Here is a 25,918-nt window from a genome sequence, read left to right on the forward strand (position 1 = left end):
GTTACCTCCCCAGTGGAATATTATTCTTCGCCGTTTGTTTCAACGCTGCTGTAATAATCAATTGTTGCTCCATGCTATGCACAAGCTGGTAACCGCTGGAAGGACTTGCATGTTCCGGACGGCCTTCATATCTCACGGTAGTGCCTTCAGGCGCGATCTCGCGAAGACGAGGCTCCATATATGTCCATGCACCCATATTTTTGTTCTCTTCCTGCACCCATACCAGCTCTTTTAATTGGCTGAAACGTGCGAGTACACGTTTGATCTCTTCTGCTGGGAACGGATAGAGTTGCTCGACACGAATGATGTGAAGCCAGGAATAATCGCCCTTCTCCTTTTCAATCGCATCTTCCAGATCAATAGCAACTTTACCACTGCACAAAATAATGCGTTCTACCCGATCCGGTTTTGTGCCCAGACCCGGTTGCTCCAGCACAAGTTCGAATTTACCTTCACTAAATTCCACAGCTGGTGATGCAACACGCGGATTACGAATCAAGCTTTTGGGTGACATCATCACAAGTGGGCGTGCATCTTCTGTCTCGGTTAAAGAAGCTTGACGACGCAACAGGTGGAAGTACTGTGAAGCACTCGACAGATTAACCACAGTCATATTGTCTTCCGCACACAATTGCAGGAAACGTTCCAGACGTGCGCTCGTATGTTCTGGCCCTTGGCCTTCGTTAGCGTGTGGCAACAACATAACCAGACTCGATTTTTGAGACCATTTTGCACGCCCTGCTGATATGAACTGGTCGAAAATGACCTGTGCACAATTTGCAAAATCACCAAATTGTGCTTCCCAGATTACGAGTGTATCCGGTGAGTACACGTTGTATCCATATTCAAAACCAACGACAGACTCTTCTGACAATGGGCTATTATAGATCGCAAACGATGCTTTTGCTTGTGGCAGATGATGCAACGGACAGAATTTATCACCATTCGTAGCATCATGCAACACAAGGTTACGATGAGCGAAGGTTGCACGCTCGGCATCTTGACCACTGATTCGGATCGGCTTGCCATCTGCCAATATCGTCGCAAATGCCAGCGTTTCTGCAAGGCTCCAGTCTACTTTTTCCCCTTCATTAAGAGCCGTACTCCGGCGTTGCAAAATCCGTTGCAATTTTGGATAAACATTAAAAGTCTCTGGCCATTTCAGAAGATCGGCATTAATGCTGCGCAATTGCTCCAAAGGCACCGCTGTTGGCGTAATTGTGACTGCCTCGGACTCACTGATGTTGCGCTGATAGTATTCATGCACTTCATTTTTCTTCATCTGATCGTAGGCTTCTTTTAAGCGATCTGCTACGCCATCACGTACACTTGCGATGAACGCATCATCAATGACCGATTCCTTCTTAAGCATATCCTGATACAGATGACTGACTGTTGGGTGATTCTTCACCTTGTCATACACGAGCGGCTGCGTCGTTTCGGGATCATCTGTTTCGTTATGACCATAACGACGATATCCGATAAGGTCAATCAGGAAATCTTTCTTGAAACGGTTGCGATATTCCGCTGCCATGCGAATTGCCGCAATACAAGCATCTGGGTTATCTGCATTGACATGCACAATCGGAATCTCATAACCTTTGGCAAGGTCACTTGCATAATAAGTTGAACGCGAGTCACTGCTGTCCGTAGTGAAACCAAGACGGTTATTCACAATGATGTGAATCGTTCCGCCATTCTGGTATCCTGGCAATGCCTTGAAGTTCAGCGTTTCGGCCACAATACCTTCTCCCGGGAATGCCGCATCCCCGTGCATCAGAATCGTCGCTGCTTTGGTTACATCCTGCTTCGGATAACCTGGTTCACGGCGATCATCCTGAGCTGCACGTGCAAAACCTTGCACAACCGGATTGACGTATTCCAGATGGCTAGGGTTGTTGGCGAGTGTCAGGCGAGCCTGCACAGTCTCCCCGTCTTTTACAAAACGGTTCGCGCCCATATGGTATTTGACATCCCCCGTCCAACCATAATTGATTCCGGTTGAACCTTCTGATGGAACCAAGTCTTTGTTCGGGGCATGATGGAATTCAGAGAAAATTTTGCTGTACGGCTTGCCCAGGACATGAGCGAGCACGTTCAGACGTCCGCGGTGAGCCATCCCCATCAAAATATGACTGGAGCCTGCTTCTGCCATAAGGCGGACTGCTTCATCCAGCATAGGAACAAGTACATCGTTCCCTTCAATGGAGAAACGTTTCTGTCCAACAAACGTTTTGTGCAGGAAATCTTCAAATTGCTCAGCTTCAACCAAACGTTCCAACAACGCTGTACGTTCTTGTTGCGTAAGCGGGGCCGGAGATGTGCGGGATTCCGCACGACGATTCAACCACTCGCGTTCTTGTACTTCATGCACATGGCTGAATTCGTAAGCGATCGGACCTGTATAGATTTGACGAAGACGTTGAATTGCATCCCAGCCAGTCGTTGTCTGACCGTCTGCACCTTCCCAGATCAGCGACGCAGGCAGTGCTTTCAAATCTTCCTCATTTAATTGAAAATGCTTAGGCTCCAGCAAAGACGTATCTGTTGCTTCACTGATTCCAAGTGGATCAATATCTGCAGCCAGATGGCCATACGTACGGATGTTCCATACAAGCTTGCCTGCTGTAACCGCTTTCTGCAATAGTTGAATATCTACATTTCCAGAAGCAATTTGACCATTCCCGCTATTCGAAAGAGTCTCTGCACCCTTGCCAGACATTGGCGGTGCTCCCCATTGCTCGAACAATTCACGATAGGCCGGTGTCACTGCACCTGGATCTTGGGTGAATAATTCATACTGTTCTTGTACGTATCCCATATTGGGACCATAGTAACTCTCCCAGGGTTTCATGTTGCCTTTCTCGATCGTCATCGACGTTCCCTCCGTCTTGATTTTGTCATAGGGTTTGACGGAAATCATTGAATAAGCTGTAATTCGCGTTCGTTCAACATTTTAAGCGAAATTTTTCATGAAGTCCAATCATCGTGCTGTTCGTGGTAATAACGTTGTTCCGACGCTCCCGTCAAAGGTTTGTCTGCGTTTTCAAAATCAAAGTAATACAATGATTAGTTCTACCGTCGCACAGATGTCGAATAATGTCCTGATCCGTTCGAAGGTTATACGTTCTTCCCCGTTTCCAAAGAAGTTCGTGTTCTAATCTCTATTCTATAAACTTTTACGCTCAGGAGCATTTCCTATTTTTAGCTCAATTGATGCATAAATTAGATGAATCGAATAATTGGTGCAATTCAAGGCAAGCCAGAAACGCTGGATTCGACCAAATCCAGATCTGATGTCCGTATATACCTCCTTAATAAGAATTGTGGTCCATTCTGTCCAAAAACAAACCGTCCATTTAAACATTAACCAATTCAAATGTCATTCAACAAGAAATTGGATTTTTCAGAATGAACCCTGACAATATACAACATAGAATAAAGCCGCTCGAATGCAAATCCCGGCGGCTTCCTGACTGATGGTCCTATCTTTCCTTCTGGGAAAGATTCATCATATATTGTGCAAAGGGCGTTAATTGCAGATCTTTCACTTGCTCTAATGTAAACCACGCTGCTCCCAGCGAGTCTTCACCATCAGGATTTCTTTTGATCTGTTCCAGCGGATTGTGAGGAACGAATGGACCATTGCAAAGGAATGATCCCTGTTTCCTCATCAAACTCTCGTTTCAATGCAGTTTCCGGTGACTCCCCGAATTCCATTCTTCCACCGGGCAAATCCCATTTTCCGTAGTATGGCCCACGAGCCTTCTGGATCAGCAGATAGAATTGTTCCCACACAGCCAGTCCATATACACCAACATGCGTATGCGTGTTCACATTTGCGCCCTACCCTTCCCTTACTTCGAAATTTCAGTTTCTTCACTTCTGCTCTACTTCTTCTCCTCGTCTGTGATGTCATTCAGGTCAACGGACAGGCGAATCATATCTACACAGCGGATGCCGTCCTCGATTATCTCTTCCTCATAATGTCTCACAAAAAAGTCCCGGTCCACGCCGGTTATCCGAAATCCACAGCGCTGGTACAGCTTCAATTGATGAAAGCTTGAATTGCCCGTTCCGATCTCCAATATACGACAACCTAGCCTTCTTGCCGCCTCCATCGCTTCCTTAATCATGTGTTTGCCAACACCCTGTCCTTGCAGTTCCTCCTGTACCGCGATGTTCACAATCTCTGCTGTCTCCGGACGAGTCTTAAGTAATACAAACTCTCCTACCATCTCTCCTTCATACTCTGCTATAAAACAAACACCTCTGCTGAGATATTCGTCTACAATCGTTTTTGAAGGATCTGCCATCAATAAAAGTTCATACGGTTTTTCTTCATCCCAGTCCAATATTCGGAACGACAAGTTCATGCCAATCCCCCACCTTTTCACATCCATATTATTCTTTTCCATGCCGTTTGCAGAAGCCTATGTATGGCAAATCTACAAATTACTCATTCTGAAGCTCCCAGTCTCCTCATGATCCTGTTATTCCTGATGTTTCTGCTGTCTCGAAATCTATGTTAGTCGTTCTGTTTGTTGTCTATGTGTCCTGCTTGATTGGAGTAATGGCGAATGGACATCCCCGTCGATCTCTGCATTCCTTGTTTTTCATAAAACGTCTGGACATCTGGATCACACAAGAGATCGATCATATATAGCCCCTGTAGACGCTGAAGCATGCGCTGTGTGAGTTCACTTCCGATCTCTTGACCTTTATACTCCGGCAGTACTTCCAGCAAAGGAACATATGCACTAAGTACTCCATCCGAGATCGCTTGAATAAAACCGACGACATTCCCGGTTTGCTCATCGATCGCAAGTTCAATCGCATACGACTGCTCTAGCAATTTCAGAAATGTTGAAGGTGATGGCGGGTTCGGCCAACCGTCAAAGAACCCGCCAGTTAATTGCTCACTACCAATTCCATCCAGCTTATCTCGAAATACGATTCCCATCGCTTGCACCTCCAAAACAAAGTAAATTCCATTATATCATAATATCTGGAACTAAATATATAGATATGGATATGATGTGATCGTTGCTATTCAGTCAGGCTCCTCTGCACGATAGACCTCTTCTTTCACCTTATCCCAGACATTTTCGAAGTAAGTCAGAAACATGGTCACAGTCTAATCACTATATGTCTTGAACGTCTCTTGCAAGGTTCGTCCGCTCGACTTCTCCCAAACTACACTTCGTTCAAATGTACCTGAGTTAAAAAATCGCGGGAACCGCTCTGCAAACCAGTCTTGCATCGGCAATTCCAATGCCTGTTTCAAGGGTACCCATACTAACTCCCCCTCCGGCGGGTCGGTAAGAAGTTCGCCTTCATATGAAGTCACCAGATAATTAAACACCATATATCTTAACCCTTGCTCAGGATCACAGAACTCATCCAGCCCTTTATATGTAATTTGCTTGGCCCAAAGTCCTGTCTCTTCACGAACTTCACGGATGGCCCCGTCCACGATACTTTCGGGGAACTCCACTTTACCGCCAGGAGCAATGTACCCCGGAAACCCTTTATGACTCGGCCGGTTCATCAGCAAAACCTGATCGCTAACCGGGTTCCACACCATGCTCATCGTATAAATCTCAACCTGATAATTCATGTTCAGCCTCCCAAGATGCGCTTTTCTTACGTTGTTACTAAACATTTCTGGAAATCATACGTTTATTCCTGCTAGACTTTGTTCCATATCAAAGACGGACGCCCGTAATATCAGATGCCCGCCTTTTGATCACGTATATTTGTGGTTTTCGTTAAATTAGAGGTACGCTTAAGCTTAACTTAGGATACAGTTGTAATCCATATCTGGCGTTTCTTCCAGTCCGCCCGGCGATATGCCTGTAACATCCCAAACTTGCGGATGCTGGCCTTGGGTATCACTTTATAAGACATCGTCACTTCGAACTCCTCATCAAATGGGAAAAAGGATAACGCCACCTTTTCGCCTGACACCCACTCAACTTGGACATTGGAACTTGGACAGGTGTCAAAACTACAGCCGAGCCCTTCTGCAAAAAAATCATAACGCGCCGTAGGTGTGCCTGGCTCTTCCATACATAAAAAGAGACTAAGCTGGTCACAGAACAGCATGATCTCTACATCGTTTTTCAGCCGCACTTCCAGTTCTGAAGCATTAACGCCCAGTTCTTTCTTCCAACTCTCCTGCTGTAGTTGCTCTTCTTGCAAATACTGCCTGATGTCATCATCATCCTCAGAATTAGCCCCCAGCGTTTTTTGAAACAACTCTGTATACATCAGGCTACATAGTAAACCCGCATAAGGATTCTGCTGCCTTACTTCTTCGATTCCCTTGCGGTAAAACACAAAACGCGGTCTCAGCGGGAAATCACGAAAGGAGTACGGAATTTGACTATAATCGTTCCATAAAGGAGCGGCATCCAAGTCAATCCAGCCCCGGTCATGCTCCTTCGCCGCGAGAATCAGGTCATCCCGATGCGAGCCGTGGGGAAGCCACTTCTTTTTCCAATGTGCAGCCATATCTCCAGCGACAATTCCATGCTCATGCTGTGCGGTCAAAACAAAATCATGCTCTCTCTCATATACGATCATTTGCTGTCACCCTTCCGCATGGTTTACGTTTACATTTACGTTGACTTTAACATAATTTGGGTTACACTTTCTTATAAGCTGCCTTTCATCCTACAGTTAAGCTACCTTATCCCGGTATTTATAACATTTCGGATTAAGCAGAGCATGTAAAGGTGTTGTCAGTTCGCTGAAATTTGGTACACTAATGATTGTGTCTTCGATTACATTACATACAGAAAGCGGGATCTCATGAATTTATACTCACCTTACATCGAGTTTAACCGCAAAGAATGGGCCGGACTCAAAGAACATCAGGTCACTCTTCCGCTGACGGAAGCTGAACTGGAACAATTAAAGGGCTTGAACGAAGAAGTATCCATTCAGGAAGTTGAGGATGTTTATTTGCCCCTAACCCACTTCATTGACCTATATGCAAGAGCATCAAGAGAGCTTGATCGCCTAACGGCCTCTTTTATGAAAAAAGAAACGCTTCACACCCCCTATATTATCGGGATCGGGGGCAGTGTTGCCGTGGGAAAAAGCACAGCAGCCCGCTTGCTTCAGGCGTTACTTGCCAGAGGCAAAAACAAACCCAAGGTCGATCTGGTCACCACGGACGGCTTTTTATATCCCAATGCGGTGTTGCAAGAAAAAGGCATCATGAACCGCAAAGGTTTTCCTGAAAGTTATGATATTAAATCACTCATTAAGTTTATGGGCGATGTAAAATCAGGCAAGCCTGAGGTACAAGCACCGGTTTATTCACATCTGGCCTACGACGTAATCCAGGGGGAAGAGAAAACAATCTGCCAGCCGGATATTCTGATTATTGAAGGCATCAACGTATTACAAGTGAAGCGGGAGACTCCATTACTTGTAAGTGATTTCTTTGACTTCTCCATCTACATTGATGCAGAGGAAGAACACATTCGTCACTGGTACGTCGAACGTTTCAAGTTGCTCCGTCAGACCGCTTTTCAGAACAAGGATTCCTTCTTCCATCAGCGGTTCGCCAATATTAACGAAGAGGAAACCATTGAGACAGCCAATCAGATCTGGCAGGACATTAACGCGAAAAATCTGCATGAAAACATTTTACCAACCAAAGGACGTGCACGGTTAATTCTGAAAAAAGAAGCCGATCACTCCATTCAGCAGATTCAATTGCGCAAGTTGTAACCTGATTAAAAGGAGAGAAAATAACATGCAAACCCTCGTGGTTCTCGGCAGCATTATGATGTTTCTGGCCGTTGCACTCGGTGCCTTCGGGGCACATGCGCTCAAACGCAAGTTATCCGCTGACATGATCAAAATCTATGAGACCGGTGTCCAGTATCATATTGCTCACGGACTCGGCATCATCCTGCTTGGACTGTTCGCAGACAGATTAACCTCTACATCCCTTGTTGTGACCTCGGGATGGCTCTTGTTTGCCGGAATCATCCTGTTCTCAGGAAGTCTCTATACATTGAGTGTTACAGGTGTTCGCAAGTGGGGAGCCGTCACACCCATAGGTGGTGTAGCCTTCCTTGCCGGCTGGATAACATTGCTGTTCGCAGCTCTTTAAGAAAAACAAACGCGTAACAAATATATGGAGTGTCCTGGCTGAATGAACATGCGATGCCGGGATGCTCTTTTTTGTTCAATCCAGCCACAGTCTGGAAATGGCAGGTTGTTTCCCCTCCTCATATTCCTCTTCACTCGTAGACTCCTGCTCCCGTTTTAGAACATATACATCAGGATTCGAAAGCTTGGCCCACCCCGCATAACCAAAGGATGGATCATAATAACGAATGATTAGGGACAACAGGTTGCCATGCGTAACAACAGCTCCATGACGCTCCGGTCTGCGCCAACATTCCTTCAGCAGCGCCAAAGCTCTGGCAGCTGCGACTCTGGAAGATTCTCCGCCCTCTGCTGCCCAATCTTCATCCTCATATGTACGTTTAAGCACATCCATCCAGTCTGGCAGATCCCTTGTACTCAGCACTCTTTCTTGCAAGCGCTCATCGGTATGAATGTGCTGCTCTATCGCTGCACCCAAAGGCATTGCAGTCTGTACGGCTCTTTTCCATGGACTGGATACGATATAAGAGATTCCATGACCAGACAATACATCTGCCAATTTTTCAGCCTGACTGCATCCCTCATCCGTCAGACTTGCGTATGGCTCCTGTCCTTCGGCTTTTGCGTGACGTATCAGGTAAATCGACTCCATTACTGACACCTCCCATAGTCTAGTCTACAGTACGTTGTCGCTTAGATATTGAAGTGCTGCACGCATCTTATTATGATCTTCCGTTCGACCCGATGAACTGAAAAAGGACACATTCCCTGCCTGCACCTGCCCCGTATTTCCAGCTTGCTGCTGTGCACCAAGTTCAAGTCTTTGACTCAAATGACTTACCGTACCCACGCTACCATCAACAATCCGGATATGATCTGGTAGCATCTTACGCAGAATAGCTGTATAGAACGGGTAATGCGTACAGCCCATCACCACGGTACCGTATTGTTCCAGGTCCAGGCCTGCTAGCTTGGAGCGGAAGTATGCTGTTATTTTGACCGGATCAAACTCCAGCTGCTCACACCACTCCACCAGTTCAGGCAGCGCAAGGGAATCGACCCGATGCTCATCATCCACACGAGAGACCAATTCGTTATACTTCGTTTGACTCAGTGTCAAAGCCGTAGCAAACACTAGCACGCGCTTGCCGTTGTCCCTATTCATCTCGACGGCCGGTTTGACCGCCGGTTCCATACCGATAATAGGAATGTCATACATGGAACGCAGATCATTCACCACTAAGCTGGTTGCCGTATTACACGCAATCACGATTGCATCTACTTGTTCCCGTACAATCGCCTCCACGCAAGCAAAAATATAACGACGAACCTCGTCCGCCGGCTTGGTTCCATAAGGGACATGTAATGTATCTGCATAATATAAATAGGATTCTTCCGGAAACTGCTGTAAAGCGGTATGCAGTACCGTTAATCCACCAATGCCTGAATCAAAAAAAGCAATCTTTTTCGTCAAAGATGTCACCTCTATAACGTATTCTTTCGGTTCTGAGGACCGTAAATGTACTGCTCATGCTGACTGGAGGTGAAGGTTATCTTAGTCGGATTGATCTGCTGTGGTCATGTTATATTGCCTCAACCAGTCTTTACCACTGTCCCAGTCTTGCACTGGATTGTCTTCTCCCAATAATTCAGCACTGGCCCGAGCCATGATCCACTCTTTCAAACCATTATCCGGGCTGGAACCAAGTTGATTTAACAAGAAATTCAGACCTTCTGATCCCGTTTGTAGAATAGCTTCATATACGTCCCGATGGCCTGCAATATAATCATTCGGGTTACTACTGGCAGCCAGAACAGGCTCGTTGACCATCGTATTCAAACTTTGTTTAATCGTTTCTTCTGCGGAAGGGTTATCCGCTGTACCAGTACATGCAGATAAGGCTAGCGCTGTACATAAGGAGAATAAGCTCGTCATGAACCATTTACGTTTCACTACAGCACCTCGCTAAGAAAGGGTTTCTTCGAATAAAGACTTTCCTTGCACCATCCAGTATCGTTCCTTCTCTGGTACCCTCTCCAAAAACTCCTTGTAACTCCCGATCCAGCCATCCGGCATGTAATGCTCAAAGGAAGCAGGCTCCGGGAACATCGAGAAGAATAGTCGCTTATCGAAATCGACAAGAAAGGACGGCACATACTTCAGCCATTCATCACCGACAAGATGGGCTTTACGAAAATGATGAAGCGAACTCCTCAGTTCAGCCGCGCTTACCTGCTCCTCCTGAATGGCTTGTAAGAACACAGCCGCCGTCTCCTCATTCAATACATCGATACCAAACCGTTCTTCCATCTCTATATTTAAAAACCAATACTCCCGTTCGGTGACGTACCAGCGCCACACGCCCTGAAACCAAACGCCAACAATGGTATTTTCGGCATAGACAGGTTCTGTTTTCATCGCTCTATCTCCTGGCGCAAATTCTGCCCTTGCTTCACTGCAAAGGTAATACATGCCGCAAAGCTGTCATCATAATTATACTCGTCCCGATAAATACGGATATGCGCTTCAATGACATATTCTAGGTCTTTTTGTATGAAAGTACGAATCATACGATTTGCTCTCCTATTCCATCCAACGATGAAGTAACTTTTCCCCTTCACTTCTCCGGCCAGCAGCCTGCTGCTCCAGAAATTCGGGAACTTCTCGTAGTTCAGTGGGACGATATCCGGCTCCGCATCCACAGTTATGATAAGTAACACCATTCTGATATAACGTTATGACTTTGGTCCACTGTTTGATATCCGTTTGCTTGGGTGCTTGAAAATCATGCCCCATATTCACCATAACCTCCGCACATTGTGGACATTTATGTTCAAGTCGCGCTGCGGTTTCCTTACTTAGATCATACGGCGATACTTGTTTATAAGACTTACGGCAGTTAAAGCATGCATATATTTCTTTATACGGTCCAGACATGGCATATCGGCACATCTTCCATCAAGCCTCCTTGTCATTTTCCATTATACGGGTTTTTATACATGGTTACGAATCTACTTTTACTTCACTTGTACATAACCTCTTTCCAAGCCAAGCCCAAATCCGCCACAGAAGTGAATCGCTGGAACCGATCCGGATTTACCGCACGAAGGGCAACTTCATATAGTGCTTCTCCGGCATCCCAACGTTTCTGGGAGCGATCAAGTTCTCCCCCAAGCAGTGCAAAGGCCATAGCGCCCATGTTAAACACATTCGTGACAGCATCTATTGACGCACCAAGTTCAAATTCCTCCGGAGACATAAAGCGGGATGAACCCCACATCCGTCCCATCGTATTCGTGAATGTCCCTGCACGGTATAGATCAATATCACAGATGTGAATCTCGTCCGCTGCAAAATCATAAATCAAACTGCCATCGTAGAAGTCTACAGCCACATATCCTTTGCGCTCCGCTTCAATATGAAAGTCCAGAATGCGCTCCATGGCCTGAATTCGCGTCTGTACCGGGAGTTGTCTGAACTGAACATAAGGTGAGCGTGGATCTTCGTACTTGGCTGGAGGCGGGAAAGACCAGTGCGAATGCAGACACTCTCCCTCCACCAAATCGAACATACAAGCGTAACCGTTATCAGTCGCAAAATGATCTATTAACCGAATCAGACTGTCATGTGCCAGATCTTCATAGATCAAGACGGAAGACTGCAAATGACGTATAGCTTCCTCCGGGTCTGCCATATCATTGGCCTGAAGAGTACGTGCCCCCGCATACTTCACAAATTGCTTTTGACCATCCTCCTGCACCAAACCGAATGAAATATTGCCGGAGTCCTGCTGATCAAATACACAGAAGACAGTACCCAGCGGAGTCAGCCAATCGAAGGCATGTTTTTCTTTTAACATAAATGATACACCATCTATTTCATGAACAACCCGATCGGTCATAGAATTCCTCCTCTTGCCTATAAATTAGATGTTTTTATCTACACTTCTGTTGTAAAAATACGTCATGTGCGCTTCATCATACCCTTGGCCGCCCACTTCTAGCGCATTGCGTTCGATGCCGTAGGTTTCAAATCCATGCCGCTCATACAACCGTTTTGCTGAACTATTTGTAGTCACTACACTTAGATTAATCTGCTTCATAGTCTCCAGATGTTTACCCCGTTCCAGAACCTCGGATAACAGCTGGGAAGCCAGTCCATTCCCCCGATGAGCTGGTGATACATAGACACCCCAGATAAATCCTTTGTGCCTGAGCTTTAGACCATATTCTCTTTTGAAACCCATCATGCCCGCAAGCATGCCATCAGGTGTGAATGCACCAAGAATGTAATCATCAGGCTCATTATGTATTCGCTCTTTCACCTCACTGATGGATAACTGGCTGGACAACTCGTATGAAGCGCCAAAGGCTTCGGGATGCGTCCGTAGCGCTTCAAGCCGCAGAGGCCAGTACAGATCCGATTCGTCCCGTTGAATATTACGTAGCATACACCTTTCTTTGAAAGCATCTGAACTCATCCCTCATCCACTCCTTACATGTCAAGAAATATCAGGTCAATCATAATACAATCACTTTCTTACTCTGGAACACCCTTATTCAGTTTATCCTTTCTGCTTCGCCTACCGATCTCGGCTCTGGTTCTGGCTGTCGCGCCGATCACGGTCACGTCCCATCGCTTCCTGAACCCGGTCACGGGCCGGGAGTTTGCTGTTGATATGCAGGAGTAGTCCTGTAATGATCATGAGCAACGCAATGACAATCACTTCAAACATTGATCAGACCTCCATTTCCACTTGGAAAAGATGATGATTCTGCTTCATGTATGGTCGTATAATCACTTATTCCCCACTATTGCAGACCACGGGCAATCAGCCACTCCAGCCATTTCCACGGCAACAACGCCTTTGCAATAATAAGAACCCGTGAACCTTTGCCCAGTGCATAGCGCAATTTTGGTGCGCGCATGCGCGCAATGCGTCCGATCAGATCAGCGACCTCTTGCGGATCAGGAGCAGTCTCACTGGCATGTTTCGAATAACGCAGAATCGCATCCAGCTTATGTTTATAAGCCGAATCCTCATTCCGGTGAATCTCACCGAGACCTTTGTTCCAGATGGGCGTGCGATAGGCTCCTGGCTCCACCAATACGACCCTTATTCCAAATGAAGACATCTCATGGCGCAGACTTTCTGTGAATCCTTCCACAGCAAATTTTGAGGCAGCGTATGGGGCATATCCCGGAAAACCGGATAGGCCGCTTACACTCGAAAGATTAACAATCAGCCCGCGTTTCTGTCCACGCATGACAGGCAGAACCGCTCGTGTCACCGCGATAAGCCCGAACAGGTTTGTTTCCATCTGGCGTCGCCAGTCCTCCATCGACACTTCCTCAATAAATCCGCCTACAGCAAAACCCGCATTATTAACCAGCACATCGATTTGTCCATATTGCTGAAGCACCGTATCCACAGCGGTATGCACAGATTCCGAATCTGTCACATCAAGCTGTACATAATGAATCCGCTCGGTCACTCCTGCTTCCTCGGCACGATTCGCAAGTTCTCCCTTTCGACTTAGATCACGCATTGTAGCCATAACACGATACCCTTGCTTGGCAAGAGTGATGGCAGTCAGCATCCCAAATCCGCTGGAGGTACCTGTAATGAGAGCTACAGGAGGTTGTTGCCCCGGCTGGCCTGATCTGGTTACATTTGCATGAGCTGATTGAAGTAATTCCGTTGTTTTTTCCGCTCCTGATGTAACCTTGCCATCCACAGGTTTTGGCAAATCCTCTCCTATTTTATACGCCCACACGGTCACATTATCACCTACTTTCATGATCGTTCGATTCATTTTTAACTAGTACATGTGCAGTCTGTGTTGAACTTTAATTAATCTAACCGTCTCTCCACCCGTCGCAACTTCGTGATCCCTGCTTCAAACGTATACGGCACAAATTGAACCTCAGGTAGCACACATTGCAGTCGACCTGCCAATTTCCCCAACTCTTGCAACACAGCGGCCTGCGCCTGCTCCTGACCCTCTTCCTCGCTGATCCGTATTGACACCTCCAGCATCCCACTGCCACGTTGCACCACACGATAATGCTGAATAGCCGGTGAAGCCGCAATCACGGCACGACTGATAAAATCCGGAAAAACCGAAACAGCCTTCTTCTCATAGGTATGTGAAAAATAAAGCGTATCATCACAGCGGCCTTCAATCCGCTCGATGGCAGTGAACAACGAACCACAGGCGCACGGCGCTGCCGCCTCGGTTAAAATATCATTCAGCCGATACCGGATAATCGGCTGCGACGTTCGGGAAAAGTCTGTGATCACAGGCACGAACCGCCGGGTTGCAGGATCAATGTACTCTTTTTCAATATACACAATGTCTTCATTCAGATGTATCGTTCCGTGCTCGCACGTCGCTCCCAAAAAGCCTTCTGTACACTGGTACACTTGATGAACCGTCTGACCGAAGACATGCTCCAGCACCTTACGATCCAGAGGGTCAAGCACCTCGGCTACGGAAATAATTTTCTGAGGCACATGTGTTAGACGTCCTTGCTGATAAGCATCAGCCAGTATACGAAGCATGGAAGGAGGAGCCACCCACACCGTAGGCTGGTATTCTTTCATACGTTCAATCAGGACATCCACACGTTCCAGCAGGTCAAAATATTGGAATTGCAGCTTGCCACGCTTGACCGATTCGTACAGGTTGCTATTCGCCCGCAGGAAGAACGCGATTTTCGCGGGTTTCCACAGCCCGCCCGGAAGAAGTTTGGCCAGCACGGTGCCCGTCCACGCATCCTGCTCCCGATCACTTACCAGAAAAATGCCTCGATTACCCGATGTGCCCGAAGATAACCCTACCGTGACGCCTTGAATGGAGGATTGCTTGAAGTTACGGGTATCCTCACTTTCTCCAGCGAGGATCAGGGCCTCTTCCTTCGTAATACCTACCGTGTTCAGCGTATCGAAATGCTGCATCATTACCGTTTTATCGATCTGCGGGAACTGTTTCCACTCGGATGCGTTCAGGTCTCCCCACCACTTTTGGTAAAACGGAGACTGTACCCGTATCCGCTCCACATGCCGAATGACCCGGCGTTCCTGCCAATGTTCAAGCTGCGCCCTGGTACGCCATCTGCGTAAACCACGTGCAAGTGCATAATGAGTAACAATACGAACCGGATTGCTCATCTCGCTGTCCCTCCTGTGCCCCATGCGCTCAGCGCCTCTTGGCAATGACTCGGCACGATGCGAAGCCGAGGGAACTGTTGATGCAGGTGAACCAGCTTGTCAAAGTTCTGTCTATACTCCTGCCGATCTGACATAATAATACCTGCCAGTGCATGAGGTCTGCGCTGTTCACGGAAAGCCCGGCTCGACCATACTGCATCTGCACATAAAAAATAATCATGTTGCTCTGTCCGTAGCAATAAGCCCATCATGCCTTCTGCATGACCCGATACTTCCACGCCGAGCAGGCTGCCATCTCCAAAAAGATCGTATACCTCTTCCCAAGGAAACCCTGATGGGGTTTCCTTGCCTGTAGTCTCACTCATGTCCGCCCATCGCTTGGCAGGGTCGTTCACGGGCAGTGAGCGCTGGATAAAATCGTCAGGTAGCAGCCCAGCTAGAAAACCAGCCTTCACCGCCGCAATTGAACCAAGAGAACGAACCGCCTCATAGGCTCTCGGCAAATAAATAAACTGAGCCTCCGGGAAGTCCTTGGCACCTGCAATGTGATCCCCGTGAAAATGCGAAAGAATAACATAACGGATATCTGATGGCACCAGCCCGATCTGCTTCAGAAAATGGACGGCACTGTCTTCTTCCCGAAATACAACGGGCGTGATATGACGATATAATGCGTTCGGAAGTCGAGCGGTCTCTTCAAAAAAACGTGAACTGTACCCCGTGTCCAGTAGTATTGGGCCATGATCGGGATGGAGAATACAAGCGAAGCCTGCCGGAAAACGAACCGGCCGGATGCTTCCTCCCCGTAATGTAAGGAACTCTGGATGAGTACAGTAACCCGCTGCGCCTAAATATAATTTTACCGGCTTCGTTGTTAACATTATTCACTCCTCCACCAATCTGCAAATTGTCGCAAACCCGCTTCAATGGACACCCGCGGTACATATCCTAGCTGCGCCTTAGCATCGGTAATATCCAACGTTTGCGGCACACCCAAAGATCCAACGGTGTATCTGGTCAGTAACGGCTCTCCCAGAGCAGGGATGAATCGATGCACACCTTCCAGCATACTGGCCACTCCATAGGCCACTCGATAAGGAATATTCAGACGCCGCAGCGGCATGTCTAACATGTCAAAAAGAGTCCCGACCAGCTCTGCAAATGGTCTCGGGTCTGCGTTCGAAATATTGTAGGCTCTCCCAAGCGCATCATCAGAAGCATCACTGCACAATAACAGCGCATCCACCACATTATCTACGCACGTCAGATCAATCAGCGCCTGTCCACCATCAATCATCGGTACTCCCCGCTTGGCATTCGCTGCAACAATCCGCGGGAAAAGCGTTTGGTCATACGGGCCAAAAATGGCTCGCGGGCGAATCATAATCGATGGCAATCCGTTACGATGTGCCTCCATCACAATGTCTTCAGCCATACGTTTGGTAGCCGCATAATGATTGGCCGATTTAGCCGGTAGCAGGTCATGTTCATGAACTTCATAACGCGGTATGTAGTTAAAATAAATACTCGGCGTGGAAACATGCACGAACCGCTGCACCTGATGGCGTAGAGAATGATCAATCAGATTTTGCGTTCCCTGCACATTACTGCTGTAGAAATCCTGATATTTCCCCCAAGGTGAGGATAAGGCTGCACAGTGGAACACGATATCCTGACTTGTACATGCTGCATCTACAATCTGGACATCTCGAATATCTCCCCTGATAAAGCGAACTCCAGCCGCTTCAAGCACACTGCCGATCTCTTGCTGTCGCCCCATGCCTGTCACTTCCCAGCCTTCTGCTGCAAGCCTTATCGCCAGATGTCTACCCAGACAACCTGTAGCCCCGGTCACTAATGCTCTCTTCATCGTTGTTCACCGTTCCATTCTATGTCATGAGTCAGTGCTTCCGTCAGCGTAATCTGCTGTGAACGTGCAAGACGCCAGGCAGCAAGTACGACCACAAATTGTTCAAAAAAAGGCCGCCGATCCTGCCGCACATACACCACATCCCTGGCACCCTGCCAAGCCGTCCTCCAAGCTCGCAGGCTACCTCTGCTGCTATGAATCTGCCGGATACCACTTCCCAGCATGGGCAATGCTAACATCGCCTTATCATTACCTAACCGCGGTGTCACTTCGATCCCTTCGCTAAGTACCACTTCAGGTTCAAGCAATGCACGCACCAAGTCGTTACCAGGATGAAATAGATGAATGCCACTGGTTGCCCTCGGGTTACACTCAATCGCAGACACCTGACCCGTCACGTCTTCGATAAAATCAAATCCAATCTGTCCGCTGAAGCCCGTCGTGCGCACAAAGTGTTCTACCCACGCGCGCGTGCCCTCATGTTGCACCTGTTCAAAAAAAACACTCGCGCCTACACTGCCCGTACGATATCGGCTGTCGTAGGTGGCATGCGCGATTAAATGGCCTTCATGCACTACACTGTAGGTGCACAGTCCTCGTCCATGAATGTACCGCTGCGCCACCCAAGGTGAGGCAGGAGACAACGTATCTTCACCCGGTGGATCGTGGTACCCAAGTTTCGGCATACGTACTTTGGCCGCAAAACGGGAATAGACCGGTTTCCAGACCCACTCTCCCTTTAAAACCTGCTGCATCTCCAGCCACTCCTGCGGAGTTTGAATCAGATGTGTATCCGGAACCGGAAGCCCCATAGACTTGGCAAGCCTATTAAAATCATACTTATGATGCAGAACGTGCAACTGCTCCAGACTGGAAACAAGAACACGACAACCCTGCCTTAAGCGTTCAGCCCCACCAGCCACATAAAACACTTCTTCGCACATCGGAATCAGCACATCGATCTGCCATATCTTAACCCAGTGTTCCAGTGCCGACAGGTACTTCTCCGTATGGTGACGTGGCGATGGAACAAGTACGCATTGCTCCACCGCACTAGACGTTCTGCACAGATGATGGTCCATACTCTCCGCAATAAATACGAGGTGACCTGACCGATGCAACATACGCGCCAAATCCAGCGTAACCGGAGCTCTTCCCCCGGTAAGGAGTACCCTGTATGTATGACCCGTTTGTCCTTGAAGCACACGTTGGTCACGTCGTGCAAATCTAGTAGTCAAAGATCAGTCCTCCCAAAGACAGCCCAGCCGCCGTTCCGATCATCAATACCCGATCACCACGCTCTATTCGTTGCTGACGAATCGCCTCATGCAATCCCATCGGAATGGAGGCCGCAATCGTATTACCATGACCTTGTGTAATATCCATGAACCGTTCTGCCGGAATTCCAAGCTTCTTGCGAATCAGGCGCATCGCCATTGCACTGCCCTGATGAGGAATGACCAGAGAGAAATCCTCCATTCGATCCCCGGAAGCTTGAAGCATCTCATTCATAAACCCGGGTAACAGCTTGGACGCCATGCGAAAAATCGCCTGTCCATCCATATGAAAGAGGAATGGATCTGGATGTGCCACATCATACTGGGCCGCATGATGCCGCGTGCCTCCGCCTGCAATCTCCGAAAACCGTGCCCCGCGGCTATAGGTTCGCAGCGATGCATGAACGATCTGTGACCCGGATTCCTCAGATGCTCGCTCAATGATGACTGCCGCCGCGCCATCACCAAACAAGGCAGCACTTTCAGGATCTTTCCAGTTTAATCCTGCTGAAGCAATCTCGGTGGCTACGAGCAATACACGCTGGTAACGTCCAGCGTCTACCATATAAGAGATGACATCAAGTCCGTTCAGGAAACTCAGACAAGTCGCATCCATATCAAAGGCAGGAACACCTGATTCTTCCTGTCCCATGGCCTGCTGGATAAAGACGGCTGTGCTTGGCAACGGCTGTTCTTTCGTACCGCTGGTGCATACCAAACAATCGATCTCACCAAAAGACAGCCCTGCATCGGCCAGAGCTGCTTCTGCCGCTCTGGCACCCATATAGGAAGAAGTCTCCTCGTCCGAAGCATAATAACGATAGCCGACGCCCGTCGCTTTGCTGACCCAGCCTGCGGGCACATGTAATCGCTCATCCAACTCTTCGTCTGTCACCTTCATCTGAGGCAGGTATTTCCCTGTACCTGCGATTCTTACTCTTCTAAGCTGCATATGCCCAACCTCTTCTCTTTCATGCGTGTTATGTAAATTTCGTGATATTACCCATTAAACGAATATACCTGCAACTGAATAATAGTGATAATGAAAAAGAATATTTGAAACAGCCTGATGATCGATCCCGAGCCTAAATATCATCGAAATAGACGGAAGGGCAGATTGCTCTGCCCTCCCATTCACATATTAATGATTCCTGCACATGTTTTTCACAGTCAGAAAATGGAGGCACCTATGTAAACTGTCTGCTCCCCATTATTTGGATTTAAGGAGATCAGCAAGTGCCTTATCCAGCGAAGCATAAGTGAACGTAAAACCTGCCTTTTCGATTCTGTCGGGAATGACCCAGCGGCTCTTGAGTACCAGTTCCGTTTCCGTACGGATAAATATAGCTCCAAGCTCAAGCATCCAGCGCGGGGACGGAAGTCCGATACGTGCACCCATCTGCTTCCTAAGACTTGCCATCAGTTCCCGATTGGTCACTGGATGAGGAGATGAAGCATTATAGACCCCTTCCAGCTCCGGATGCTCCTGTACAAATATCACCATGCGGAACAGGTCCTCCATATGAATCCAGCTAAATTTTTGGGTTCCTGCTCCCTGGGCTCCACCCAGGCCAAATCGAACCAAATTCGTCAGTGGTTCCATCACCCCACCTTCCCCAAGCACAATCGCAATGCGTAGTGCAATTTGACGTGTAGATGGTAGCTTGAATCCGAAGAATGCCTGCTCCCAAGCCTTGGCAACCTCCACAGAGAATCCCGAACCGATCTCTCCATCTTGTTCCGTCATTGGACGATCTTCCGCATGTCTATAGATGGTAGCCGTACTGGAGTTAATCCACAATTCAGGCGGATGCACACAAGCCAATACCGCTTCCCCAAGAATGTTTGTGGTTTCTGTTCTGGAATCCATAATGATTTTACGATTCTCGTCAGTATAACGGCAATTGACCGATTTACCAGCCAGATTAATCAGCATCTCCGCGCCTTCAAGTGCTTCAATGATGGCTGTTCGATCTTCCCAGGCGATGTGTCCAGACTGGCGTGAGATCACCAGCACATCGTATCCCAGCTTTTTAAACCGGACTGTAAAATCTTGACCAACAAATCCCGTTCCACCAGCAAGTACAACCTTTTTCACGGTATCCCCTCATTTCAGCAGATGCATCATGCCATCTACGCATTGCATTCATATCAGACTAAACAACGTAGCAGACCGTTTCGTTTGATATGGATTCCATTTCCGTGTAGAGAGACGCCCATCGACGTTTAAAAAGTTCAATTTCATTCAAATCGCTCTCTCAGCCTGCTTCTTGCACGCCAATCGCTGTATATAACCGACTTCTCTCTTCGTTCGCCCAAGCATTCGATGCATCCTGCTCTAGTCGAACCTGTAGTTCGTCATGAAAATCATGAATCATATACCCTTCGGGGAGTTCACCCAATATGGATGCAAAATCATACTCAGGCAAAGTTCGCCGCCCTTCGCCAATTTCTTTTAGCCAATTCATCCAGTCTTGCAGTGCAAGCACACCTTCCTGCCACAACTCAGCCTGCAGACCAAGCACATCCTGCAACTGCTCATAGGCAAGTACATCCGTAAATTTGCGACAAGCCTTGACCCCCAGTTCGTACAATTCAATCGCTGCACGACGAATATCATGCGTTAACCCTATCTCAAGACCTTCCAGGTAATCCTGAACCTGAATATGCTGACCATCATCATACAGTAAAGGCGCATGGGCGAGCATGCGAATAATGTCTTGTAAATCGTTCGTTGAAATCATGTTCTGCTCCTTCAGAGCAGGTAATTGATATGCTGTAATGATCATTCACTCCTGTTTCGGTCATCTATTGTTGACCTATAGTATAACATGCTTTTCTTCGTTGAATCTGGGATATAGAAACAGAACCCTCTTGACAAACAGAGGAAGAAACGAGGTTCTCACACACTGCGCTTGACTATATACTACATGTTGTAGTAGTTTATACTTACTACGTAGTGTAGTAATAAAATTATCGTTATGGACGCATAACGTTGTAAAGGAGTGCTTCTTTGGTGCACCAAACTCAAAAATGGTCCGAAACCGAGCTGGAACTGATGGAGGTGATCTGGTCTTGTACTCCTCCGGTCACTTCTTCCGAACTGTTAGACATGTTTAAGGAAAAGGGAAAAGCGTGGAAGGCACAGACCATTTCCACTTTCCTATCCAGACTGGTGGATAAAGGGGCGCTCACTGTCACGAGACAGGGTCGAACCAACTATTATGAGCCTCTTTTACAGCCAGAAGACTACAAACTTCAGAAAACCAAAACAGTACTCGATGGCCTCTATCAAGGCTCTGTTAAAAATCTAGTTTCAGCCATGTATGACGGGGATAAGCTTTCAGAGAAAGACATTGCCGAACTAAAACAATGGCTGTCGGAAAAGTAGGTGGCGCGCATGAATCTCTTTATTGATCTGCTGATAACGTTGACGGTGGCTGGAAGCATTGCCGCTGCTTGCATTCTTGCCTTGCGCCTTCTGCCGGTACATCTTTTCCCCGCTTCCTGGCGTTACGGGCTGAGTAAAATGGCTTTCGCCTTTTATGTACTGCCCCTATCGTTCGGAATGACATGGTTCTCCAGTCTTTTTCATCATGCTTCACACCGAAACCTTGAACAATCAAACTTTTTGAACAGCATGCTTGAAGGAGTAATCACCACAGAATGGACGATATCTTCTACGGCGGCGTATGTTTTGCTCGGTGCTTGGGGGGCAGGCGTTTTCAGTTATTCGACGTGGCAGATCTATTGTTATTACAGATTCATCCATGCGTTGAAACGTACACAGTCAGATGTAAAAGAAAATAGTGAGGCCGCCTTACTGCTCCCCATGATCAAAGAAAAGTTAGGTATTCGGCAGCATGTCAACCTGGCATATAGTCCAATGTTACGAAGTCCCGTGCTGGTCGGATTAACGAAACCTACGATTTATTTGCCTCAAGCGGGTACAGCTCACTTGAATATGGGTCTTGTTTATCACCATGAATTAACTCACCTTAAACATAAAGATTTGTGGGTCAAGGCACTCACTCTAGCGGTCAGCGCTTTGCACTGGTTCAATCCTCTCGTTCACCTCCTTCGCCAAGAGATTCACACCTGGAGTGAATTTTCTTGTGATGAAAAGGTTGTCCGGAAGATGTCCATCGAAGATCGCAAACGTTATGGCGAAACCATTTTAAATGTCACCGCAGGAGCGCAAAGCTTGCCTGTGCAATTTTGCTCATCCCTTTCAGGGGAGGGAAAACAATTAAAAAGGAGACTTACGATGATGTTTGATGTCAAAAAAATGAAAAAGAAACATTGGATCATAACAATTTCATCCGTTTGTTTAATTGCTGTAGCAAGTACGTCTACAGCTGTATGGGCATCGAGTCATACGCCCAAAGTAGAGCGTGGAGCCACTGAAGCTATAATTGTACCTGACAACTCCAGAGAGACTGCCAGTCGAGCCACCGAACCTAGTGCTTCTACACCTCGAGATGAAGTCTCTGAAGCCGTAATTGTACCTGACAGCTCCAGAGAGGCTACCGTTCCAGCGGCTGCTTCCAGAACCACTTCTCCTCGGGATGAGGTCTCTGAAGCCGTAATTGTACCTGACAGCTCCAGAGAGGCTACTGTTCCAGCGGCTGCATCCAGAACCACTTCTCCTCGGGATGAGGTCTCTGAGGCTACAATTGCACCTGACAATGCCAGAGAGGCTACTGTTCCAGCGGCTGCTTCCAGAACCACTTCTCCTCGAGATAAGGTCTCTGAGGCTGTAATCGCACCTGACAACTCCAGAGCAGCTGCCGAGTCCAGAGCAACTGAGCTTAGAGCTGCTTCTAGCGATTCTGCAAAAAAATGAGTCTTGTCCACCCAAGTTTAATGTAGTGTTCACCATAAAAAATAGAAAACAGGACGAAGCATTTTATTCCTTCCGCTTCGTCCTGTTTCTCGTTTGACTATAAAAACGCCTTCACAGTGCCAAAATATTCACGAATCATATTAATCGGCTTTAAATACCCTGGTGAAGGAGCGGATATGCCGTATTCTGCAGCGTATCCGTTTTTGGCCGCAATATATTTCGACCTGAACATGTGGTAATCGCTTGTGACAATCATAATTTTGGGATGTTCCAGCCCGGAAGCAAGAATGATTTTTTTAGAAAAAGCCAAATTTTCCTGCGTACTTGTCGAGCGATCCTCCATGATGATCTGAGCAGGGGCAATGCCCTGATCCACCAGGTAATTTTTCATCGCAAGGGCTTCAGAAATGGATTCACCTGGCCCCTGTCCACCAGATACAATGACTGGAGTCTGCGGGTGAGTGCGAATATAATCCAAGCTGGCATCCAACCTTTGTTTCAAGGTCAGAGACAATTCGGTTCCCTTGATGCCCGACCCAAGTATGATGACATAGTCCGCTCGCTCCTCTTCCTTTGAACCAAGCTGGGTAAATACCAGAGCTTCAATAATGATAAAGGAAACGGCGCCAATGCCGAAAACGACCAACAACCCACGTTTCAGCCAGATGTGTTTCTCATAATCAATCCGTCTTAATATGATAAAGGTTGCCGCGAGGAGAGTAAAAAATTTCACGGCAAAGTTCCAGCCCCAAAAGATCAGAAAGAAAACCAAACACGCCAGTAGGATCAGATCCAAAATATATCCTTTCTCCCGTAAAAATTTCTGTATCAGTACAGCAACACTCCTTCCCATACATAGACATCCACACTTGTTATATTATGCCCTTACAATCGTGAGCTTGGGCCAGTGCTGTTGCCAATTCTTTTTGCACACACGTTCGTTATAATAGACAGCGTCCATAAACGCCGGACTTTTGCGAACAACCAACGCATACAGATCCTCCAGCCCATAAGGGGCACATATCCTGATTTGATCGTCAGCATGTAGTTGTACACCGATGGCTGTTACTCGCTCAGGCCAAAAGCGCAGTGCATCTTCAGTCGAGTGATACGGCATGTCTCCGTTGCGCAGGTGCATCCTGGCCTGATTTTTAACCGACCACTTCGAGTTACCTGTTGCAGTACAAAGCTCCTGCTCAAGTTCGTAATCCCGTTCCTCTTCAAGATCGGCAGCATTAAAATAAACAACATCAATATCGCTATGCAGCTCCCGTCTGGTAAATCCATGAAGATCATCCCATATGTAATTACGAATATAACCCGCACCGATGTAACAATCGGGCAACTCTAGCGAACGTACAATCCGCAGATCCTGCATGATCTGCTCATGTTGTCGCAACGTTTGCACAAGTCGTTCTTCATATTGAATAGCAAATCCTCCTTGACCTACTCGAATCCGATATCTTCATTCCAGCTTGGCCGTCCGTCGTTCTTAGGGGTGGATGAGACTACTGTTTTTTAATATAACATGTTTCGAACCCTGGAATAAAATAAACAACTCCCCTCAAGCTGTCATTTTCATGTACATCCAAAACGAATGCACGCCTGAAAATCACGATTCCTGAGCGGAGTTATGATGTCATATTGATCGATGATCATTGGTGAAGATAATTAATGCTTACGATCCAGATATTTAATACTTATTATAGGGCTATTTAATCGGTATCCAGATTTGAGGCGCATGTTTCATGCCGCGGTAGACTTCCAGTTCAGGCAGCCAGGCATGTTCGTATGCATTTGAAGGGAACCATTCACCTACAATACGTTTCCACAGCTTTTGTATTCCCTGAGGCATCGGTTCCTCAACCTCGAAAACCACCCATTTACTCGCGGGGAACGTGAACGTAGATAGCCCTTCCGGTTGCTCCCCTTCATACGTTGTTGCAATCCAGTACTCCATCTGCTTGTCCTCGATCTCGCCCTGATCTACACACACCCCTAGCAAACCCGGGATAACCCCGTTATTCAATGCAGCTATCCGATCCTCTGCACCGCTGTGATACGCTTCCTCCCACATATTAGGAATCCCCTGCAAATGCTGCCCATCCACATATGAAAAGCGTTGTTTGATGCCTGCGATGGAAAATGCCTCTTGTTCGACAATATGATGTTTCATTGGCTCTGCTCCTTGTAAACTGACTTGAATAACGAGTCGATTATACGACTGGACTGAAGCACCGGACTTTCGGGTTTCGCTTGGCGATATTCCATGTTGTCTGCGATAAGCTTTGGTGAACGATTCAGGCGTATCATAACCATACTTGAAGGCCAAGTCCATAATTTTGGGATCTCCCTGCAACAGTTCATTGGCCGCCAGGGTTAATCTTCTGCGCCGGATGTACTCCGCCACGGTAACGTCGGTCATTAGACCAAAGATACGTTGAAAATGAAATGCCGACATATGCGCATGCGCCGCAATCTGATCCGTCGTCATAGGCTCCAGTAGATGCTCTTCTATATATTGAATCGACTTCTGTATGGCTTCAATCCATTTCATGTACTACATCACTCCTTGCTTATGATGATACACGAAGAAGGGTAGAGAAGCCTGTCATTT

General features: G+C 47.3%; 30 protein-coding genes. 4 read left to right on the forward strand and 26 right to left on the reverse strand.

Annotated features, from left to right (window positions below):
* Nucleotide 1: 1 nt before the first annotated feature.
* The 6 genes from H7T88_RS03240 to H7T88_RS03265 form a co-directional block, all read right to left on the reverse strand.
* Complete coding sequence (locus H7T88_RS03240) at nt 2-2,875, reverse strand: 2-oxoglutarate dehydrogenase E1 component (RefSeq protein WP_221786834.1); 2,874 nt, start codon at nt 2,873-2,875, stop codon at nt 2-4.
* A gap of 719 nt (nt 2,876-3,594) precedes the next feature.
* On the reverse strand, nt 3,595-3,837 hold the full coding sequence (locus tag H7T88_RS28605) for an NUDIX domain-containing protein (protein WP_312027573.1): 243 nt from the start codon (nt 3,835-3,837) through the stop codon (nt 3,595-3,597).
* A 53-nt stretch (nt 3,838-3,890) separates the two neighbouring features.
* Nucleotides 3,891-4,376 (reverse strand): GNAT family N-acetyltransferase, encoded by a 486-nt coding sequence (locus tag H7T88_RS03250; protein WP_090922159.1) that lies wholly within the window; start codon nt 4,374-4,376, stop codon nt 3,891-3,893.
* A gap of 152 nt (nt 4,377-4,528) precedes the next feature.
* Complete coding sequence (locus H7T88_RS03255) at nt 4,529-4,963, reverse strand: GNAT family N-acetyltransferase (RefSeq protein WP_260510685.1); 435 nt, start codon at nt 4,961-4,963, stop codon at nt 4,529-4,531.
* A 174-nt stretch (nt 4,964-5,137) separates the two neighbouring features.
* Nucleotides 5,138-5,620, reverse strand: coding sequence for an 8-oxo-dGTP diphosphatase (locus H7T88_RS03260; protein ID WP_090922157.1), 483 nt, complete (start codon nt 5,618-5,620; stop codon nt 5,138-5,140).
* 179 nt (nt 5,621-5,799) lie between these two features.
* A complete protein-coding gene (locus H7T88_RS03265) occupies nt 5,800-6,588 on the reverse strand; it encodes a DUF3891 family protein (protein WP_221786835.1) in 789 nt (262 codons plus the stop codon).
* A 228-nt stretch (nt 6,589-6,816) separates the two neighbouring features.
* Between H7T88_RS03265 and coaA the strand changes: the two genes are divergently transcribed.
* Both coaA and H7T88_RS03275 read left to right on the forward strand, forming a co-directional pair.
* Complete coding sequence (gene coaA / locus H7T88_RS03270; protein ID WP_090922153.1) at nt 6,817-7,746, forward strand: type I pantothenate kinase; 930 nt, start codon at nt 6,817-6,819, stop codon at nt 7,744-7,746.
* A 25-nt stretch (nt 7,747-7,771) separates the two neighbouring features.
* On the forward strand, nt 7,772-8,134 hold the full coding sequence (locus H7T88_RS03275) for a DUF423 domain-containing protein (protein WP_090922151.1): 363 nt from the start codon (nt 7,772-7,774) through the stop codon (nt 8,132-8,134).
* A gap of 75 nt (nt 8,135-8,209) precedes the next feature.
* Here the strand turns inward: H7T88_RS03275 and H7T88_RS03280 are convergent, their stop codons facing one another.
* The 17 genes from H7T88_RS03280 to H7T88_RS03360 all read right to left on the reverse strand — a co-directional run bounded on the left by H7T88_RS03280 (nt 8,210) and on the right by H7T88_RS03360 (nt 21,244).
* A complete protein-coding gene (locus tag H7T88_RS03280; protein ID WP_221786837.1) occupies nt 8,210-8,785 on the reverse strand; it encodes a histidine phosphatase family protein in 576 nt (191 codons plus the stop codon).
* 24 nt (nt 8,786-8,809) lie between these two features.
* A complete protein-coding gene (gene murI, locus H7T88_RS03285; RefSeq protein WP_221786839.1) occupies nt 8,810-9,607 on the reverse strand; it encodes a glutamate racemase in 798 nt (265 codons plus the stop codon).
* An 81-nt stretch (nt 9,608-9,688) separates the two neighbouring features.
* A complete protein-coding gene (locus H7T88_RS03290) occupies nt 9,689-10,087 on the reverse strand; it encodes a hypothetical protein (protein ID WP_221786841.1) in 399 nt (132 codons plus the stop codon).
* A gap of 12 nt (nt 10,088-10,099) precedes the next feature.
* The gene (locus H7T88_RS03295) at nt 10,100-10,552 is read right to left on the reverse strand and encodes a hypothetical protein (RefSeq protein WP_221786842.1); all 453 of its coding nucleotides are present in this window, start codon (nt 10,550-10,552) and stop codon (nt 10,100-10,102) included.
* Nucleotides 10,549-10,704, reverse strand: a complete 156-nt coding sequence (locus H7T88_RS03300) for a hypothetical protein (RefSeq protein WP_186811663.1) — start codon at nt 10,702-10,704, stop codon at nt 10,549-10,551. The genes H7T88_RS03295 and H7T88_RS03300 overlap by 4 nt, the downstream gene beginning before the upstream one ends.
* A gap of 13 nt (nt 10,705-10,717) precedes the next feature.
* Complete coding sequence (locus H7T88_RS03305) at nt 10,718-11,086, reverse strand: hypothetical protein (RefSeq protein WP_221786844.1); 369 nt, start codon at nt 11,084-11,086, stop codon at nt 10,718-10,720.
* 70 nt (nt 11,087-11,156) lie between these two features.
* The gene (locus tag H7T88_RS03310; RefSeq protein WP_221786846.1) at nt 11,157-12,035 is read right to left on the reverse strand and encodes a protein kinase family protein; all 879 of its coding nucleotides are present in this window, start codon (nt 12,033-12,035) and stop codon (nt 11,157-11,159) included.
* A 24-nt stretch (nt 12,036-12,059) separates the two neighbouring features.
* Nucleotides 12,060-12,614 carry a GNAT family N-acetyltransferase gene (locus H7T88_RS03315; RefSeq protein WP_221786848.1) on the reverse strand — a complete coding sequence of 185 codons (555 nt, stop codon included), beginning with the start codon at nt 12,612-12,614 and terminating at the stop codon, nt 12,060-12,062.
* Between the two features lie 102 nt (nt 12,615-12,716).
* A complete protein-coding gene (locus tag H7T88_RS03320; protein ID WP_167375768.1) occupies nt 12,717-12,869 on the reverse strand; it encodes a hypothetical protein in 153 nt (50 codons plus the stop codon).
* 76 nt (nt 12,870-12,945) lie between these two features.
* Complete coding sequence (locus tag H7T88_RS03325; protein WP_260510686.1) at nt 12,946-13,950, reverse strand: SDR family oxidoreductase; 1,005 nt, start codon at nt 13,948-13,950, stop codon at nt 12,946-12,948.
* 38 nt (nt 13,951-13,988) lie between these two features.
* Nucleotides 13,989-15,308 carry a F390 synthetase-related protein gene (locus H7T88_RS03330; RefSeq protein ID WP_221786849.1) on the reverse strand — a complete coding sequence of 440 codons (1,320 nt, stop codon included), beginning with the start codon at nt 15,306-15,308 and terminating at the stop codon, nt 13,989-13,991.
* Nucleotides 15,305-16,189 carry an MBL fold metallo-hydrolase gene (locus H7T88_RS03335; protein ID WP_221786850.1) on the reverse strand — a complete coding sequence of 295 codons (885 nt, stop codon included), beginning with the start codon at nt 16,187-16,189 and terminating at the stop codon, nt 15,305-15,307. Before H7T88_RS03335 ends, H7T88_RS03330 begins: the two co-directional genes overlap by 4 nt.
* Entirely contained in the window at nt 16,189-17,178 is a 990-nt protein-coding gene (locus H7T88_RS03340; RefSeq protein ID WP_154886960.1) for an NAD-dependent epimerase/dehydratase family protein, read from the reverse strand. The genes H7T88_RS03335 and H7T88_RS03340 overlap by 1 nt, the downstream gene beginning before the upstream one ends.
* On the reverse strand, nt 17,175-18,416 hold the full coding sequence (locus H7T88_RS03345) for an ATP-grasp domain-containing protein (protein WP_221786851.1): 1,242 nt from the start codon (nt 18,414-18,416) through the stop codon (nt 17,175-17,177). The genes H7T88_RS03340 and H7T88_RS03345 overlap by 4 nt, the downstream gene beginning before the upstream one ends.
* A complete protein-coding gene (locus tag H7T88_RS03350) occupies nt 18,406-19,407 on the reverse strand; it encodes a beta-ketoacyl-ACP synthase III (RefSeq protein WP_090922125.1) in 1,002 nt (333 codons plus the stop codon). The genes H7T88_RS03345 and H7T88_RS03350 overlap by 11 nt, the downstream gene beginning before the upstream one ends.
* Nucleotides 19,408-19,665: 258 nt before the next feature.
* Nucleotides 19,666-20,553, reverse strand: a complete 888-nt coding sequence (locus H7T88_RS03355) for a TIGR01777 family oxidoreductase (protein ID WP_221786853.1) — start codon at nt 20,551-20,553, stop codon at nt 19,666-19,668.
* 160 nt (nt 20,554-20,713) lie between these two features.
* On the reverse strand, nt 20,714-21,244 hold the full coding sequence (locus tag H7T88_RS03360; protein ID WP_221786855.1) for a hypothetical protein: 531 nt from the start codon (nt 21,242-21,244) through the stop codon (nt 20,714-20,716).
* A gap of 227 nt (nt 21,245-21,471) precedes the next feature.
* Between H7T88_RS03360 and H7T88_RS03365 the strand changes: the two genes are divergently transcribed.
* Both H7T88_RS03365 and H7T88_RS03370 read left to right on the forward strand, forming a co-directional pair.
* On the forward strand, nt 21,472-21,846 hold the full coding sequence (locus tag H7T88_RS03365) for a BlaI/MecI/CopY family transcriptional regulator (RefSeq protein ID WP_154886970.1): 375 nt from the start codon (nt 21,472-21,474) through the stop codon (nt 21,844-21,846).
* 9 nt (nt 21,847-21,855) lie between these two features.
* Complete coding sequence (locus H7T88_RS03370; protein WP_221786857.1) at nt 21,856-23,301, forward strand: M56 family metallopeptidase; 1,446 nt, start codon at nt 21,856-21,858, stop codon at nt 23,299-23,301.
* Nucleotides 23,302-23,398: 97 nt separating this feature from the next.
* On the opposite strand, the gene H7T88_RS03375 is transcribed toward H7T88_RS03370, so the two are convergent.
* From H7T88_RS03375 to H7T88_RS03385, 3 genes are all read right to left on the reverse strand, one after another.
* Nucleotides 23,399-24,154: a YdcF family protein gene (locus H7T88_RS03375; RefSeq protein ID WP_221786858.1), complete on the reverse strand. Its 756-nt coding sequence runs from the start codon at nt 24,152-24,154 to the stop codon at nt 23,399-23,401.
* A 24-nt stretch (nt 24,155-24,178) separates the two neighbouring features.
* The gene (locus H7T88_RS03380; RefSeq protein WP_312027574.1) at nt 24,179-24,709 is read right to left on the reverse strand and encodes a nucleotidyltransferase family protein; all 531 of its coding nucleotides are present in this window, start codon (nt 24,707-24,709) and stop codon (nt 24,179-24,181) included.
* A gap of 303 nt (nt 24,710-25,012) precedes the next feature.
* The gene (locus H7T88_RS03385; protein WP_221786859.1) at nt 25,013-25,858 is read right to left on the reverse strand and encodes an AraC family transcriptional regulator; all 846 of its coding nucleotides are present in this window, start codon (nt 25,856-25,858) and stop codon (nt 25,013-25,015) included.
* Between the last annotated feature and the right edge of the window lie 60 nt (nt 25,859-25,918).

The sequence above is a fragment of the Paenibacillus cucumis (ex Kampfer et al. 2016) genome (assembly GCF_019748695.1).
GTDB classification, from domain to species: Bacteria; Bacillota; Bacilli; order Paenibacillales; family Paenibacillaceae; genus Paenibacillus; species Paenibacillus polysaccharolyticus.